Source organism: Haladaptatus sp. (assembly GCF_049589095.1).
In the GTDB taxonomy this organism is placed as follows: Archaea; Halobacteriota; Halobacteria; order Halobacteriales; family Haladaptataceae; genus Haladaptatus.
Map to the genome: position 1 here is coordinate 1 of NZ_JBAWAC010000305.1, position 1651 is coordinate 1651.

The window sequence follows — 1651 nt, forward strand, 5'->3', positions numbered from 1 at the left end:
CCACTACGACAACGACGACCGCACCGCCGACCGCACCGCTATCGGCGAACCTGTCCTGCACCCGGATCACGGCGAACGCGACGCAACCCGATGACTACCGAATGCAGGCGCTGTTGGTCAACGCCTCGAACCCGCAGTCGGGCGTGCTGGTGACACAAAACATCTCCGCCGGGGACTTCCAACCGGCGGCCGACGGCAACGTGACGTGGACGAACTCGACGGCGGACCTCGGCGTTCCGGGATACGTCTTCGTCAACGCGACGTTCTTCGATTCGAACAACCAGACGGTCGCGACCGTGCAGCAAAACGACGTGCAGAGGTGTATCCGACAGGTGAGCGGCACGAATGGAACGACTGCGGCACAGACGACGGTCGGCGGGCCGACGGCGACTGCTGCTCCGACGACCGTTGCGACGACGACCGGGCCACGGACGACGCCGACGAATAGCAGCTAACGAAAAAGATCGAAAACCGAAATCCGACTACAGCGCGGCTTCGAGTCGTTCGATGAGGTTCGCGTTCCCGATGTGGAGCGGTACCCGTTGATGCAGTCGCTCGGGCGTCACTTCGAGGATCGATTTCTCGCCGTCGGACGACCGACCACCGGCGGATTCGATAATGTACGCCATCGGGTTCCCCTCGAACTGCAAGCGAAGTTTTCCTTCTGGGCGGGATTCGAGACCGGGATAGGCGAACACGCCACCGTAGGTCAACACTTGGTTCACGTCGCCGATCATCGCGCCGCCGTAGCGCAGTTTGAGTTCGTCTTCGATCTCTCGCGCGTAGGCGGTGAACGCCTCGGGCCAGTCCGGAACGCGGCCGCCGAACCCGTAAACCGTGGGGTCGTCGGGGAGCGTCACGTCCTCGGTGACGACTCGGTACGTTCCGTCTCGCGGCGCTTCGCCGCTCGACTCTTCCGCGGTGCCTTGCACCGCGCTGTCTTCGATGACGTACTCCGTCACGGAATCGTCACGGGCGACCATCATCGTCGTGATCGGACCGAAGAGGACGAACGCCGACGCGACGAGGTCCGTTCCCTTCGCCGGGAGCGGCGCATCGTAGATTCCGACGATGGTCCCCATCGAATTGTTGGATTTGAGGTTGGACGAGCCGTCGAGCGGGTCGATAGCGACCGACAGTCCGTCGCCGCAATCGACGACCGCCTCTCGCTCCTCGCTGGCGAACTCGCCGACGCCGTCGATGGCCGTCAGTTCCGCTTCGAGGTACTCGTCGGCCCAGACGTCGGCGGCCATCTGGATTTCCCCGCTTGGGTTTTCCTCGTCCGCCTTTCGACGGCGGCCGGTGAGACCGCCACGGATTTCCGGCGCGGCAGCCGCGACGACCTCGATGATTTTTGTAACCGTCTCCATCGTTAGAGCGCTTCGTCGGCGGTCGCGCCGTCGAAGATGACCTTTTCGAGCGCGTCGAGGATTCGCTCGGGGTCATCACGCTGCCAGACGTTGCGGCCGACGGCGAGTCCGGAACCACCGGCGTCCATCACGGCTTCGACGCTAGAGAGGAACTCGTAGTCGCTGGTCTTCGACCCACCGCTCATGACGACCGGCATGTCGGCGGCGGACTTGACGGCCCATTCCATCGACTCGCGGCTTCCGGGGTACTTGACCTTCGCCATGTCCGCGCCGATTTCGAG

General features: G+C 63.8%; 2 protein-coding genes and 1 pseudogene. 1 reads left to right on the plus strand and 2 read right to left on the minus strand.

What is annotated here, in order from left to right; genetic code table 11:
• Positions 1 to 455: pseudogene (locus WBV42_RS09870) on the plus strand (hypothetical protein); the annotation flags it as partial.
• A 27-nt stretch (positions 456 to 482) separates the two neighbouring features.
• Here the strand turns inward: WBV42_RS09870 and WBV42_RS09875 are convergent.
• Positions 483 to 1370: a class 1 fructose-bisphosphatase gene (locus WBV42_RS09875; protein WP_423985877.1), complete on the minus strand. Its 888-nt coding sequence runs from the start codon at positions 1368 to 1370 to the stop codon at positions 483 to 485.
• Between the two features lie 2 nt (positions 1371 to 1372).
• Positions 1373 to 1651: class I fructose-bisphosphate aldolase (locus WBV42_RS09880; protein WP_423985878.1), on the minus strand; the 279-nt coding region annotated here is incomplete at its 5' end.